Origin of the sequence: Halomonas cibimaris (assembly GCF_039537045.1) — a bacterium.
Classification (GTDB): domain Bacteria; phylum Pseudomonadota; class Gammaproteobacteria; order Pseudomonadales; family Halomonadaceae; genus Vreelandella; species Vreelandella cibimaris.
On sequence record NZ_BAAAZT010000064.1, the window covers coordinates 15,340 to 29,090 of the forward strand.

Here is a 13,751-nt window from a genome sequence, read left to right on the forward strand (position 1 = left end):
GCTTTTTTGCGTTTGCATAATACGCCACATAGCTGTTCCGTAGATCTCCACGGCTATCCTTCGGCTTCAGGTGTGCGTTGCGGATGTTTCTGCCCTTTGAGCTCCCTTTTATGCCTTCTTTTACGTTCCCTTTTGATGTGACCTTTAGCAGGCCGGAGTATCTGAACAACCCGCTTGTCTGGGGATTTGCCGGCGTCGTTGTCCTTGCACTTGGCATTGCCCTGTTCAAGAGGTTGCGACCGAGGTCTACGCGCCGTGCGCGCTACCAGACACGCAATTATCTTTTTACTCGCGCCGAATGGCGCTTTGCCCGGGCGCTGCAAAAGGCCGTGGGCGACGACTGGCTGCTTATGGGGAAGGTCAGAATCGCTGATGTGCTTGCCGTGGAGCACGACCCCCGGCTGCCCCGGGGCGAATGGCTGCGCGCCTTTTCGCGTATCAGCCAGAAGCACGTCGGCTATGTGCTGGTCGACCCCGAAAGCGGACGAGTGGCGTGCTGCATCGAGCTGGACGACGCCACGCACGGGCGCCGGGAGCGCATCCGGCGCGACGCTTTCGTCAACGCCGCCTTTGCTCAGGCCGGCATGCCCTTGCTGCGCATCCCCACCGCCAAGCAGTATGCGGTGCCCGTGCTGCAAAAAAAGATCCGTTCGGCCATTCGCGCCCGTCCCGCCAAGCGGGGCAAGGCCGCCAAGCGCCTTTCGGCGTAGCCGTCGCCGGGCCAGGGATCTACGCCTATGGTGTAAGACGGCGATGCTTTTCTGCGCGCTGCATATCCTCTACTTTGACCTTTGTCTAGGTAAAAAATGAACGCTTGCAGCCGCTTTGCCGGCAGATACCGCTGCGGATCTCGGCGGCCGGCGCGCTGTGGCACTGCACACCGCGTTGATGCCTACGCTGCATACAAGGAGAAATGACATGGCAGAGCCCACTACGTCGTCCGGGCAGTCCCAGCCGCCGCCCATCGCGTCTTTGAGCTTTCGCTTCGGCGCGCTGGGTGCGGCCGTGCCGCTGGCCTTTTTTGTCGTCTGGGCCGTTACCATCAGCGTGCTGGGCCTGTCTTCAGAGATAGGTCTGGTGATGGGCGCGCTGTTTGGCATTGTGCTGGGGCTTTTCTGCTGTAAAAGCCGCTGGTCAGACTATGCCAACGGCCTTTTTGAAGGCATGACCCAGCCGGTAGGCGTGGTCGCCATTGTCGCCTGGTTTTTTGCCGGTATGTTCGCCCAGGTGCTGCAGGTCGGCGGGCTGGTCGAAGGCCTTGTGTGGCTGGGCGGCGTGTCCGACGTGACCGGCGGGCTGTTTGTGGCCATGACGTTTTTGCTGGCGGGCATCTTTTCCACTGCGGTGGGCACCGGCTACGGCACCACGGTGGCGTTCTGTACGCTGATGTACCCGGCGGGCGTGGCCGTGGGCAGCGACCCGACCATGCTGTTCGCCGCGATTCTTTCCGGGGCCATTTTTGGCGATAACCTGGCGCCGGTATCCGATACCACCATCGTCTCGGCCACCACCCAAGGGGCCGACGTGCCCGGCGTGGTGCGCAGCCGCTTCAAGTATTCCATTGCCGCGGCGATCCCCACCGCCATTTTGTTTGCCGTATTCGGCGGCGGCGGAGATGCAAGCTTTGCCGACCCGGCGGCGCTGGAGTCGATGATGGCGTCTACCGATCCCATGGGCCTTTTGATGCTGGCGCCGTTTGCGCTGGTGCTGGTGCTGGCGCTGTCCGGCCAGCACCTGTTGACGTCGCTGACCTGGGGTATCATCGCCTCCGTTCCGGTGATTCTGCTGGCCGGTACCGGCGTGCTGGGCGATATCATCGGCTTTGATGCCGAAGCCGACACGGTGATGACCGGCGCGCTGGTGCAGGGCGTGAAAGGCTACGTCAACATGGCGATTCTGATTTTGCTGATCGTCGCGGCGGCCTATCTGCTCAAGCTGGGCGGCACCATGGAAGTGGTTACCGGTAAGCTGGTGGGCTGGATCAAGAACTCCGTGCGCCGCGCCGAGCTTGCCATCTGGGGCATTGTGGCGCTTTTGAACACCGCCATTACCATCAACACCGCCGCCGAAATCGCCGCCGCGCCCTTTGTGCGCGAGCTGGGCGAGCGCTACCGCATTCACCGCTACCGCCGGGCCAACATGCTTGACGCGATGACCTCAGCGCTGGGCTATATTTTTCCCTGGGGCGCGCCGGTGCTGCTGGGGTGGTCCACGATCAAGCTGATGCAGGAAACCTACGACTGGCTGCCAAGCGTTGCCCCCACCGAGGTGTTTCCGTTTGTCTTCCAGGGCTGGCTGCTGGTGGTCATCATGCTCGTGGCGGTGCTGACCGGCTGGGGCCGTCGCTATGAAGGCCCCGGCGGGCAAGAGCTGAAAGCGCCGCCGGAAAAATCAACACACACCGCAGCCGAGGGAGAAAAAGTATGACCCGAGCGTTTCAGCAACAGCTGCAGAGCCAGCTCGACGAGCTTCACGCAGAAGGCCTCTACAAGCACGAGCGCGAACTGATGTCGCCCCAGCGGGCGCGGATCGAGGTCGCCCAGGGCGAGGTGATCAACTTCTGTGCCAACAACTACCTGGGCCTGGCCGACGACCCGGCGCTGATCGCCGCCGCCGAGCGCGGCCTACACGAGCAGGGGCTGGGCATGGCGTCGGTGCGCTTTATCTGCGGCACCCACGCCGAGCACCGCCGGCTGGAACATCGCCTGGCAGAGTTTCTGGGCATGGACGACGCGATTCTCTATTCTTCGTGCTTTGACGCCAACGGCGGGCTGTTTGAGACGCTTTTGGGCCCCGAGGACGCGGTGATTTCCGATGCGCTCAACCACGCCTCGATCATCGACGGCATCCGCCTGTGCAAGGCGTCGCGCTACCGCTACGCCAACAACGACATGGCCGAACTTGAAGCGCGCCTGCAGGAGGCCGACGCCAAGGGCGCGCGCTTCAAGCTCATCGCCACCGACGGCGTTTTTTCCATGGACGGCGTGGTGGCCAACCTCACCGCGATCTGCGATCTGGCGGAGAAATACGACGCCATGGTGATGATCGACGACTGCCACGCCACCGGCTTTCTGGGCGAGGGCGGCCGCGGCACCCACGAATACCACGGCGTGATGGGGCGGGTTGATATCATCACCACCACGCTTGGCAAGGCGCTGGGCGGCGCCTCCGGCGGGGTGACCGCCGCGCGCGGGGCGATCGTCGAATGGCTGCGCCAGCGCTCGCGGCCGTACCTGTTTTCCAACGCGCTGGCGCCGCCGATTGTGGCGGCAAGCCATGAAGTGCTCGACATGGTGGAGCAGGGCGGCGAGCTGCGCGGCCGGCTGTGGGACAACGTCGCCCGCTTTCGTCAGGGGCTGGAAAAAGCCGGCTTTACCCTGACCGGCGCCGACCACCCGATCATCCCGGTGATGCTGGGCGACGCCCGGCTGGCATCGACCTTCGCCGAGCGGCTGCTGGCCGAGGGCATCTACGTTATCGGCTTTTCCTTTCCGGTGGTGCCCCGGGGGCAGGCGCGCATTCGCACCCAGATGTCGGCGGCGCACACCCCGGAACAGATCGACGCCGCCCTTGAGGCGTTTACCCGTATCGGCCGCGAACTGGAGGTGATTGCATGAAAGCCCTGGCCAAAAGCCACGCCGAGCCCGGCATCTGGATGATCGACGCACCGGTGCCCGAGCCCGGCCACAACGACGTGCTGATCAGGATTCGCCGCACCTCCATCTGCGGTACCGACCTGCACATCTACCACTGGGACGAGTGGGCGCAGAAAACCGTGCCGGTGCCGATGATTACCGGCCACGAATACAGCGGCGAGATCGTCGCGCTGGGCGAAGGCGTGGACGGCTTTGCCGTGGGCGACCGGGTTTCCGGCGAGGGCCACATTACCTGCGGCTACTGTCGCAACTGCCGCGCCGGGCTGCGCCATCTGTGTCGCAACACCGTGGGCGTAGGCGTCAACCGCCAGGGCGCCTTTGCCGAGTACATGACGCTGCCGGCCTACAACCTCTTTAAGCTGCCCGATGAGGTCTCTTTTGATCTGGCGGCGATTTTTGACCCCTTCGGCAACGCTGTGCACACCGCGCTGGCGTTTGATCTGGTGGGCGAGGACGTGCTGATTACCGGCGCCGGCCCCATCGGGATCATGGCCGCCGCCGTCGCCCGCCACGTCGGCGCGCGCCATGTGGTGATTACCGACGTCAACGATGAGCGCCTGGCGCTGGCTGCCCGCATGGGCGTGACCCGCGGGGTCAACGTTGCCCGGGAATCGCTGGAAGATGTCATGGCCGAGCTTGATATGACCGAGGGCTTTGACGTGGCGCTGGAAATGTCAGGCGTGGCCTCGGCCATCGATCAGCTGCTTGACGCCATCAACCACGGCGGCAAGGTGGCGATGCTGGGCATCCCCCCGGGCGAAATGCCCATCGACTGGAGCCGGGTGATCTTCAAGGGGCTGACCATTCGCGGCATCTACGGCCGGGAAATGTTCGAGACCTGGTACAAGATGGCAAGCCTCATCCAGTCCGGGCTGGACCTGGAACCGGTTATCACCCACCGCGTTGCCGCGGACGACTACGAGCAGGCTTTCGCCATCATGGAAGAGGGCAGCTCCGGCAAGGTGGTCATGAACTGGGACAGCGCGTCTTCGGGCTGACGCTGAAGCTTGCCAAGCGAGCCGAGGCCATCGATGTTTGGCGTGCGCCAAGGCCTCGGCCGGTACGTGCTGTCTCTACGCTGTGTGCGCCGGGGCCTCAGGCAGCGGCAGCGCGCCGTGCAGCTGGCGCGCCTTGAAGATGGTGCGAAACTGCGTGGGATCGTGAGGCGTCAGGTCATGCGCCGGCGGGTTGACATACACCACTAAAAGCCTGGATAGCCAGTAGCGCAGTGCGGTCATGCTCAGCATGGTAGGCCACAGCGCGCGCTCGTCGGCGGTGAGCGCCCGGCGCGCCTGATAGGCGTTGATGATCGTGTCGTGGCGCGCCTGATCCAGCCGGCCGTCTTCACCGGTGGCCCAGTCGTTGATCACAATGGCGAGATCAAACAGTAGATCCCCGGTGCAGCCGTTGTAAAAATCGATGATGCCGCCGAGCCTGTCGCCCTCGAACAGGGTGTTATCGCGAAACAGATCGCCGTGCAGCGCGCCCTGGGGCAGCTCGCCCCGGGCGGCAAACTCGCCTTCGAAGTCGTCCACGGCGTTTTTCATCAGCGTCTGGTCTTGCTGGCGCAAAAAGCCCAGCACCTTGTGGTGCATGGCCGTAAGCCAGCTCAAATCCCGCGGGTTGGGGCGATGGCCGGAAAAGCGCTGGGAGAGTACGTGCATGCGGCCCAGGGTATCGCCCAGCACCCGGCACTGCTCAAGGCTTGGGTGCTCCGGGTGGCGGCCGGGCAGGCGCGGGAACAAAAGCGCCGGTTTGTTCGCCAGGCGCTTGAGCGCGACGCCGTCGCGGTCGTTCAGCGGCGCCGGAACCGGCAAGCCGCGCTCGTCCAGATAGTCCAGCAGATCGACAAAAAACGGCAGCTCCTCCTGCTCGCCCTGTTCAAACAGGGTGAGCACCAGGTCGCGCCGGTCGGTGGTGACAAAAAACGTCGAATTTTCCGTACCGCCGGCCACGCCCTGCAGCGACACCAGCCGGCCTGCGTCAAAAGATTCGAGAAACGTAGCGACCTGCGCGTCGCCAAGCGGAGTGAATACAGCCATGAGAATCTCGCTCAGGTTGCCAAGCCCCGTATTGTAGCGGCTCAAGGTCTCACTTGGCAGCGTTGCTGCGGAACAACGCAGCGCTGCTCGCGGGTAACGCCCGGGCAAACGCTGCCGGTGCTCGCCGGACCGGCGCCACTGCGCGTATTATAGCGGCCAACGTTGGCGGCAAACATTTTCCGCGCTTTCTTTTCCGCATTCTCTTTTCTGCACCCTCCTTTTGGCAACGGATACTTATGGCTCGCGCACCGATCGTTTTAGTTGACGGCTCCTCCTACCTTTACCGGGCGTTTCACGCGCTGCCGGCGTTAACCACTTCTCAGGGCCGGCCCACCGGCGCGGTGAAAGGCGTGCTCAACATGCTCAAGCGCCTGATCAAGGACTATCCGGAAAGCCCCATGGCGGTGGTGTTCGACGCCCCGGGCAAAACCTTTCGCGACGAGCTTTACAGCGAATACAAAGCCCAGCGCCCGCCGATGCCGGATGACCTCAAAAGCCAGATTGCGCCGCTGCACCAGTGCGTGAAAGCGCTGGGCCTGCCGCTTTTGTGCATTGACGGCGTGGAGGCCGACGACGTCATCGGCACCCTTGCCCACCACGCCACCGAGGCCGGGCGCGACGCGGTGATTTCCACCGGCGACAAGGACATGGCCCAGCTGGTCAACGAGCGTGTTACCCTGGTCAACACCATGAAGGGAGAAGCCCTGGACGCCGCCGGCGTCGAGGGTAAATTCGGCCTGCCGCCCGCCCTGATCGTTGACTATCTGGCGCTGATGGGCGACAGCTCCGACAACATCCCCGGGGTGCCCGGGGTGGGCGAGAAAACCGCGCTGGGGCTTTTGCAGGGCATAAGCGGCGGGCTGGATGCGATCTACGCCGATCTGGAGCGGGTTACCACGCTTGGCTTTCGCGGCGCCAAGAGCCTGCCCAAAAAGCTCGAAGCGCACCGCGAGCAGGCGTATCTCTCCTATGAGCTGGCCACCATCAAGACCGACTGCGAGCTGCCGGCGGGGCTGGATGATCTGGACATCGCCCACCCGGACCGGGAAGCGCTGGTAGAGCTCTACCACGAGCTCGAGTTCAAGCGCGAGCTGGCCGAGCTGCTGCAGGGGAAAGATCAGGGCGTGGACGACGTGAAAGGCGGCACGCCGGCCCCGGCAAGCGCCGCGGACGGCGAGAATGAAAACGCCGGCGAGCCGTCAGGAGCCTCCGGCCGGCGCAAGGACGTGACGATTACCACGCAAAAAGAGCTGGACGCCTGGCTTGCCCGGCTGCAAAAGGCCGAGCGCTTCTGCTTTGATCTGGAAACCACCAGCCTCAACTACATGGAGGCCGAAATCGTCGGCGTGGGGATGGCGCTGGAAGCCGGCGAGGCGGCGTATATTCCGCTGGCCCACGACTACCTGGACGCCCCGGACCAGCTCGATCGCTGCGCCGTGCTCGAAGCGCTCACGCCCCTCTGGCAAAGTGCTGACAAGACCAAGATCGGCCAGAACCTCAAATACGATATTTCCGTGCTGGCAAGCTACGGCATCGACGTGGCGCCGCCGCTGGCCGACACCATGCTGGCCTCCTATGTGCTCAACTCCACCGCCACCCGCCACGACATGGACTCGCTGGCGCTGAAGTACCTAGGCGAGACCACCACGTCGTTTCAGGAAGTCGCGGGCAAGGGCGCCAAGCAGCTGACGTTTAATCAGGTAGCGCTGGAGCAGGCCGTGCCCTACGCCTGCGAAGACGTGGATATCACCCTGCGCCTGTTCGACGAGCTGATGCCCCGGGTCAAGGAGGAAGGGCGGCTGGCCCAAGTGCTGGAAACCCTTGAGCTGCCGCTGATCTCGGTGCTTTCGCGCATGGAGCGCGCCGGTGTCGCGCTGGACGCCGAGCGCCTGCACAGCCAAAGCGGCGAGCTTGAAACGCGCATTCACGAGCTGGAACAGCGGGCGTTCGAGCTGGCCGAGCGCGAGTTCAACTTAAGCTCCCCCAAGCAGCTCGGCGAGATCCTGTTCGACGAGCAAAAGCTCCCCGTGCTCAAGAAAACCCCCAAGGGCGCGCCGTCTACCGCCGAAGCCGTGCTCGAAGAGCTGGCGCTGGACTACCCGCTGCCCAAGGTCATCATCGAGCACCGGGGGCTTTCCAAGCTGAAATCCACCTACACCGACAAGCTGCCGCGGCTGGTCAACCCCGCCACCGGGCGGGTGCACACCAGCTACCACCAGGCGGTGACCGCCACCGGGCGGCTGTCGTCGTCGGCCCCCAACCTGCAGAACATCCCCATCCGCACCGAGGAAGGGCGCAAGATCCGCCAGGCGTTTACCGCGCGCCCCGGCTACCGCGTGGTCGCCGCCGACTATTCCCAGATCGAGCTGCGCATCATGGCCCACCTGTCCGAAGACAAGGGCCTGCTGGCCGCCTTCGCCGAAGGCCAGGACATCCACGCCGCTACTGCCGCAGAAGTGTTCGGCACGCCGGTGGACAAGGTCACCGCCGACCAGCGCCGCAGCGCCAAGGCCATCAACTTCGGGCTGATCTATGGCATGAGCGCCTGGGGGCTTTCGCGCCAGCTGCACATTGAGCGCAGCCAGGCGCAGACCTATATCGACCGCTATTTTGACCGCTACCCCGGCGTGGGGCGCTACATGGAGCGCATTCGCACCCAGGCCGCCGAGGACGGCTTTGTCGAAACCGTCGCCGGCCGGAGGCTTTACCTGCCGGAAATCAACGCCCAGAACCGCAACCGCCGCCAGGCAGCCGAACGCACCGCGATCAACGCGCCCATGCAGGGCACCGCGGCGGATATCATCAAGCGCGCGATGATCGACGTTGACGCCTGGCTGCAACAGGGCGAGTTCGACGCGCTGATGGTGATGCAGGTCCACGACGAACTGGTGTTTGAAGTCGCCGAAGATCAGGTAGACGCGTTCAAGGAAGACGTCGCCAAGCGCATGCAAAACGCCGCTAGCTTGAACGTGGCGCTAACGGTGGAAGCCGAAAGCGGCACCCATTGGGACGAAGCGCACTAAAGCGCAGAAAGACGCCGGCATAGCCGGCGTTTTTTGTCGAAAGGCCGCGCTATGTCAGCCCAGAATCTGCGGGTTGAGCTGCCACACTGAATAGTTGAGCGCCGCGGCGAAGCTGATCCACAGCAGGTAGGGCGCAAGCAGAGCACCGGCCAGCCGCTGCGCCCGCCAGAAAGCGACGATCGTCGCCGCCACCAGCACAATCAGCAGCAGGATATTGAAAAATCCGAGCGCGCCCTGGTGCCAGACAAAAAACACCCAGCTCCACAGCGCGTTTACCGCAAGCTGCACAAGAAACAGCGCAAGCGCCCGCCGCTGGCGCGCAAACCCGCCCCGCCGCCACACCAGCCAGGCGGCGATGCCCATCAGTGCGTAAAGCGTCGTCCACACCGGCCCAAACACTGACGCCGGCGGCGCCCAGTCAGGCTGCATCAGCTGGCCGTAAAACTCGCTGGCCCGTATCGAGGCAATCGCCCCCACGGCAGATGCGGCAAAGCACACGGCCAGCCAGCCGAGCAGGCCGAGGGCTTGTTTTTGCTTTGAGAATGGTGGCATACAAGGTTCTCGATTTTTTAACGTGTGGCTTGATTGTGCTGCGTCACAATACGGTAGCGCGTTTCCAATGCAAAACGGCCGCCCGTGGGCGGCTGTTCTATTGGCCGGGCTTAATCCAGGCGCGAAAGCTCGTTTTCCAGCCGCTGAATGTCAGCTTTTTTTTCTTCCACCTCCTGCTGGTACTGGCGGCGGTCATCCGCATCGCCGTTTGCTTTAGCTTCTGCAAGGTCGGACTCGTGCTCGGCCAGGTCTTCTCTGGCGTCCTGTAGGTCGTCGATCAACTCCTCGCGAAGACCTTCATCGGTACAATGCCGCGTTGCCTCTTGCAGTGCCTTTTTCAAGCCGGCTATCTGATGATCGTTACCATGCTGTTGGGCGATGCTCAGCTTGTTTTCGATCTCGCAGAATTTCCAGTCGCAGCCTGTGACGCTATCACAGCTTGACGATGCTAACGCTGGAGCGGCTGCAAGCAGCAACGCGAGCCCTGCCAGGGCGCTGGCTGAGCGGGTTAAGAAGGGAGCGAGTATCTTGAGCATGGCAGTTCTATTTGTGGATTCGAAGAGCCGTCGCTTGAGTTAGTGGTGGCCGTGGGCGGCGACATTAATAGCATCAGATAGCTCGTGATGCCTGGCGCAGCTTGGGTGTAAACGCAGTAAGTTTCTTAAGCCGATGCTTTTTTGCTTACCAAGCTGCTGATTCAGCACCTCGGTGGGAAGAACGTAAAATTCCCACTGATCCAGGTTGAGCGGATCGACGGTCGACTTGTCTTTGTGCGCCAAAATACAAAATACATAAACATCAGCTTGGCGAACCTGCGTTGTACCGAGTTTTTCGGTTTTGGAATCCCAGCCGAAAGAGGGGCTTATGTTGAATTGGATGGTTGAGAGCTTGGTCTGCGCCCAGGTTTGCAGATACGCACCAGACTTAACTTCGACCCGGACCCCAGACGCCGTTTTTACATCGTAAGCATCCCATTCGGTTCGTGTGCCACTGTCACCTTTTACCGCAACCGCGACAAGGTACTCGGCGAGAACGCCGCGCATCGCGTTACCAACAAGGTCCGATGTGGACCATTGCCAAAAATCCAGCAGGCTCTTGCCGACTGGGCGTCCACACTCTGTGATGGGTTCATGTCCCGACTTGCGAATTACCGCGATTGCATCAAGTTGTGAGTTTTCCATCCAAGGCACCGAATTGTTGGGGCGCGCATGATTAATGATTGCCTGATCATGTAACATCGCCAACTGGAACAGGAAAAGAAATCATCGATTTGGATGTCCCTCTGGCTGGTTCTGTTATGCGCTGAATTTAGAAGCAAAATTGTATCGATAAATAGCAGAATGTGCCGCCACCCAACGCAGAACGGCCGCCCGTGGGCGGCCGTGTGCCTTTTCTCTTGCGCTTGTGCCGGCAAGCACTCAGGCGTCGGGCAGGTTGAGCGTGTCTTTCACCGCAGGCCAGGCGGGCTTGCCGCTGCGGGTGGTGACGCCGTCGAGGAACGCTTTTACCTGAGCGGGGTTATCCCGCAGCCACGCAAGCGCGACTTCGTCGGCGGGGCGCTCTTCATAGCTAAAGCCGCTGATCATCGCGCTTTGCTGATCGGCGCTGAACGTCAGCTGTTCAAGCAGGCGTGCGGCGTTGGGATTTTGTTCGGCAAACGTTGGGGTAATCAGCGTACGTACGTCGCTGCGCCCGCCGTCCGGGCCCCAGGCGTCTTCCGGGTCGTCGAGAAACTGGATATCGTACTCGATGCTGGCCCAGTGCGGCGTCCAGGCGTAGAACACGATCCACTCGTCGCGGTTCATCGCTGCCTTGGCCTGGCTGAACATGCCCGAGGCCGAGGTTTCCGAGAGGTTCCATTCGTCCAGGCAGTAGGTGGCGCTGTCCTGCATGTCAGCCAGCAGATCGCTTGTGCCGGAGCCGACCTCGATGGAATAGATCGTGCCGCCGGCCTTGTCCTGCAGGTCTTTGCTGCACAGGTCTTCGCCCGAGGTGTAGCCGGCTTGGTAGACATAGTCCGGCACAACAAAGCCCAGCCGGGCGCCGTCGACGTTGGTGCCCAGGTCAACCAGCTGTTGCTTGCCGCTGGTGGCGGTGTCGTACATGCCTTGCTGAGCCGGCAGCCAAGACGCCAAATAGGCGTCAAGTTCGTTTTCGCCCAGCGCCTGATAGGCGATAGTAGCGCCGATTTCCTGCTGGGTCGGGGCGTAGCCAAGGGCGTCAAACAGGGTGGCGGCAAGCTGGGACTTGACGGTAACGCCGGGCCAGGGCGGCACGGCAAAACGCACGGCGGCGGGTTCGTCAGCGGCGCTTGCGGCGAGCGGGGCGGCCAGCAGTGCGCTACCGAGGGCACAGGCGGTGATGCCTGCATGAAGGGTAAAGCGACGAGAAGTACGCAAGCCAGATGTCATTCGGGCTCCTTATGGTTGCTGCGGTAAGCACGACCTTAGCGCTGCTTTACATGAAGAGCAACGTAAAACGGTCCGCCGGATAAGGCGGCCGTTGTGCTGAAAAGCGTGGCTTAACGCGCTATCGACTGCCGCGCTGACTTAAGTGGTATGGCGGTCCGCGCGGTGCTCTTCTACCCTCGTTATCCTGCGCGTTTGGGCGATGTCCGCTCGCGCATCACACACGGATAATAACAAGGGGTTGCCCATGTACCGTTCTGAGCACAGTTCCGAGCAGCGATCTGCATCCATGCCGCCGTTACGGCTGACGCGTCTTTCCCAGGGCGTGCTGGCCGGCGCGTTGATGCTGTCGGCATCGCTTGCCGCGACTACCGCCACCGCCCAGGAGGCGATTCTGGAAGGCGAGCGTTTCCACCCGGTCGAAAGTGCCAAGGGCATGGTGTCTACCAGCCATACGCTGGCCTCCAAAGTCTCTCGGGACGTACTGGCCAACGGCGGCAACGCGGTAGACGCGGCGGTGACCGCGGGCTTTGCGCTGGCCGTGACCCAGCCGCGTTCGGGCAACATCGGCGGCGGCGGCTTTATGCTGATTTCTGATGAGGAAAGCGGCGAGGTGATCGCCATCGACTACCGCGAGACTGCGCCCAGCGGTGCCACCGAGACCATGTTCCAGGACGAGCAGGGCGACGCCGTGACCGAGCGTTCGCGCTACACGCATCTGGCCTCCGGCGTGCCGGGCACCGTGGCGGGCCTTGCGCTGGCGCTGGAAGAGTACGGCACCATGAGCCTTGCCGACGCGCTGGCGCCGGCCATTCGCCTGGCCGAAGAGGGCTTTGCCGTGCCGCCGCGCTTCGTTAAAGGCCTGAACGACACCCGAGAGCGCTTCGAGCCCTGGGATTCCAGCATGGCCAAGTTCTTCAAGGAAGATGGCTCTGCCTATCAGGCCGGCGAGATTTTCCGCCAGCCCGACCTTGCCGCCACGCTCAAGCGCATCGCCGAAAACGGTGCAAGCGAGTTCTACGAGGGCGAAACCGCCCGCCTGCTGGTGGCTGAAATGGACAAGCACGGCGGCCTGATGACCATGGAAGACCTGGCCGGCTACGAGCCCGCCATCCGCGAGCCCAGCCACGGCAGCTACCGCGGCCACGAGATCTACGCCATGAGCCCGCCTTCCTCCGGCGGCGCGCACATCGTGCAGATGCTCAACGTGCTGGAAGAGTACCCCATTGGCGAGATGGGCTTTGGCGCGGCGGACACCATGCACCTGATGGCCGAGGCCATGAAGCGTGCCTACGCCGACCGCTCGGAATACCTGGGCGATACCGACTTTGTCGACGTGCCGCTCGAGGGCATTACCTCGGAAGCCTACGCCGACAAGCTGCGCGAGCAGATCAGCATGGACAAGGCCACGCCCAGCGACGAGATCAGCGCGGGCCAGCCCTCGGCCTATGAGTCCAACGAGACCACGCACTTCTCAGTGGTAGATGATCAGGGCCTGGCGGTCTCCAACACCTACACCATCAACTTCAGCTACGGCTCGGGGATTGTGGTGGAAGGGGCGGGCTTTCTGCTCAACAACGAGATGGACGACTTCTCCGCCAAGCCCGGCGTGCCCAACGCCTACGGCCTGATCGGCGGCGAGGCCAACAAGGTGGAGCCCGGCAAGCGCATGCTGTCGTCGATGACGCCCACCATCGTCAAGAAAGACGGCAAGAACTTCCTGATCACCGGCAGCCCCGGCGGTTCGCGCATCATCACCACCACGCTGCAGGTGCTGATGAACGTGATCGACCACGACATGAACATCCAGTCCGCGGTCAGCGCTCCGCGCATGCACCACCAGTGGCTGCCGGATGAAATCCGCGTGGAAGCCGGCTTCAGCCCGGACACCCTGGAACTGCTGAAGGAGCGCGGCCACACTATCAGTCAGCAGTCGGCCATGGGCGCGGCCCAGTCGATTCTGATCGAAGACGGCATGTTCTACGGCGGTGCCGATCCGCGCCGTTCCACGTCATCGGCGATTGGGCTTTGATCTGAGCTTTACGTGCTTAAAACGGCCGCCCTTGGGCG

General features: G+C 62.9%; 11 protein-coding genes. 6 read left to right on the forward strand and 5 right to left on the reverse strand.

Features of this window, described 5'->3' with window-relative positions; translation table 11 throughout:
* The first annotated feature begins 137 nt into the window (after nucleotides 1–137).
* The 4 genes from ABD654_RS06895 (at nucleotide 138) to tdh (ending at nucleotide 4,654) form a co-directional block, all read left to right on the forward strand.
* Nucleotides 138–710, forward strand: a complete 573-nt coding sequence (locus ABD654_RS06895) for a DUF2726 domain-containing protein (RefSeq protein WP_344703600.1) — start codon at nucleotides 138–140, stop codon at nucleotides 708–710.
* 208 nt (nucleotides 711–918) lie between these two features.
* Nucleotides 919–2,427 (forward strand): Na+/H+ antiporter NhaC family protein, encoded by a 1,509-nt coding sequence (locus ABD654_RS06900; RefSeq protein WP_344703601.1) that lies wholly within the window; start codon nucleotides 919–921, stop codon nucleotides 2,425–2,427.
* The gene (locus ABD654_RS06905) at nucleotides 2,424–3,617 is read left to right on the forward strand and encodes a glycine C-acetyltransferase (RefSeq protein ID WP_344703602.1); all 1,194 of its coding nucleotides are present in this window, start codon (nucleotides 2,424–2,426) and stop codon (nucleotides 3,615–3,617) included. Before ABD654_RS06900 ends, ABD654_RS06905 begins: the two co-directional genes overlap by 4 nt.
* Nucleotides 3,614–4,654 carry an L-threonine 3-dehydrogenase gene (gene tdh / locus ABD654_RS06910; RefSeq protein WP_344703604.1) on the forward strand — a complete coding sequence of 347 codons (1,041 nt, stop codon included), beginning with the start codon at nucleotides 3,614–3,616 and terminating at the stop codon, nucleotides 4,652–4,654. The genes ABD654_RS06905 and tdh overlap by 4 nt, the downstream gene beginning before the upstream one ends.
* Nucleotides 4,655–4,729: 75 nt before the next feature.
* Here the strand turns inward: tdh and ABD654_RS06915 are convergent, their stop codons facing one another.
* On the reverse strand, nucleotides 4,730–5,698 hold the full coding sequence (locus ABD654_RS06915) for a homoserine kinase (RefSeq protein WP_344703618.1): 969 nt from the start codon (nucleotides 5,696–5,698) through the stop codon (nucleotides 4,730–4,732).
* Nucleotides 5,699–5,934: 236 nt separating this feature from the next.
* Between ABD654_RS06915 and polA the strand changes: the two genes are divergently transcribed.
* Nucleotides 5,935–8,721, forward strand: coding sequence for a DNA polymerase I (gene polA, locus ABD654_RS06920; RefSeq protein ID WP_344703606.1), 2,787 nt, complete (start codon nucleotides 5,935–5,937; stop codon nucleotides 8,719–8,721).
* 54 nt (nucleotides 8,722–8,775) lie between these two features.
* Here polA and ABD654_RS06925 read toward each other — a convergent pair whose 3' ends face one another.
* From ABD654_RS06925 to ABD654_RS06940, 4 genes are all read right to left on the reverse strand, one after another.
* Nucleotides 8,776–9,273 carry a TspO/MBR family protein gene (locus tag ABD654_RS06925; protein WP_344703608.1) on the reverse strand — a complete coding sequence of 166 codons (498 nt, stop codon included), beginning with the start codon at nucleotides 9,271–9,273 and terminating at the stop codon, nucleotides 8,776–8,778.
* A gap of 110 nt (nucleotides 9,274–9,383) precedes the next feature.
* Complete coding sequence (locus ABD654_RS06930; RefSeq protein WP_344703610.1) at nucleotides 9,384–9,809, reverse strand: DUF1090 domain-containing protein; 426 nt, start codon at nucleotides 9,807–9,809, stop codon at nucleotides 9,384–9,386.
* 39 nt (nucleotides 9,810–9,848) lie between these two features.
* Nucleotides 9,849–10,454, reverse strand: a complete 606-nt coding sequence (locus ABD654_RS06935) for a hypothetical protein (RefSeq protein ID WP_344703612.1) — start codon at nucleotides 10,452–10,454, stop codon at nucleotides 9,849–9,851.
* A 237-nt stretch (nucleotides 10,455–10,691) separates the two neighbouring features.
* Nucleotides 10,692–11,684, reverse strand: a complete 993-nt coding sequence (locus tag ABD654_RS06940) for a glycine betaine ABC transporter substrate-binding protein (protein WP_344703614.1) — start codon at nucleotides 11,682–11,684, stop codon at nucleotides 10,692–10,694.
* Nucleotides 11,685–12,024: 340 nt separating this feature from the next.
* Here ABD654_RS06940 and ggt point away from each other — a divergent pair, with 340 nt between their 5' ends.
* A complete protein-coding gene (gene ggt / locus ABD654_RS06945) occupies nucleotides 12,025–13,713 on the forward strand; it encodes a gamma-glutamyltransferase (protein WP_344703620.1) in 1,689 nt (562 codons plus the stop codon).
* Nucleotides 13,714–13,751: the final 38 nt, after the last annotated feature.

Coding starts and splice junctions, on each gene's coding strand:
- ABD654_RS06925 (WP_344703608.1), bottom strand. CDS start 9,273: ATGCCACCATTCTCAAAGCAAAAACAAGCCCTCGGCCTGCTCGGCTGG.
- polA (WP_344703606.1), top strand. CDS start 5,935: ATGGCTCGCGCACCGATCGTTTTAGTTGACGGCTCCTCCTACCTTTAC.
- ABD654_RS06915 (WP_344703618.1), bottom strand. CDS start 5,698: ATGGCTGTATTCACTCCGCTTGGCGACGCGCAGGTCGCTACGTTTCTC.
- ABD654_RS06900 (WP_344703601.1), top strand. CDS start 919: ATGGCAGAGCCCACTACGTCGTCCGGGCAGTCCCAGCCGCCGCCCATC.
- ABD654_RS06935 (WP_344703612.1), bottom strand. CDS start 10,454: ATGGAAAACTCACAACTTGATGCAATCGCGGTAATTCGCAAGTCGGGA.
- ABD654_RS06905 (WP_344703602.1), top strand. CDS start 2,424: ATGACCCGAGCGTTTCAGCAACAGCTGCAGAGCCAGCTCGACGAGCTT.
- ggt (WP_344703620.1), top strand. CDS start 12,025: ATGCTGTCGGCATCGCTTGCCGCGACTACCGCCACCGCCCAGGAGGCG.
- tdh (WP_344703604.1), top strand. CDS start 3,614: ATGAAAGCCCTGGCCAAAAGCCACGCCGAGCCCGGCATCTGGATGATC.
- ABD654_RS06940 (WP_344703614.1), bottom strand. CDS start 11,684: ATGACATCTGGCTTGCGTACTTCTCGTCGCTTTACCCTTCATGCAGGC.
- ABD654_RS06930 (WP_344703610.1), bottom strand. CDS start 9,809: ATGCTCAAGATACTCGCTCCCTTCTTAACCCGCTCAGCCAGCGCCCTG.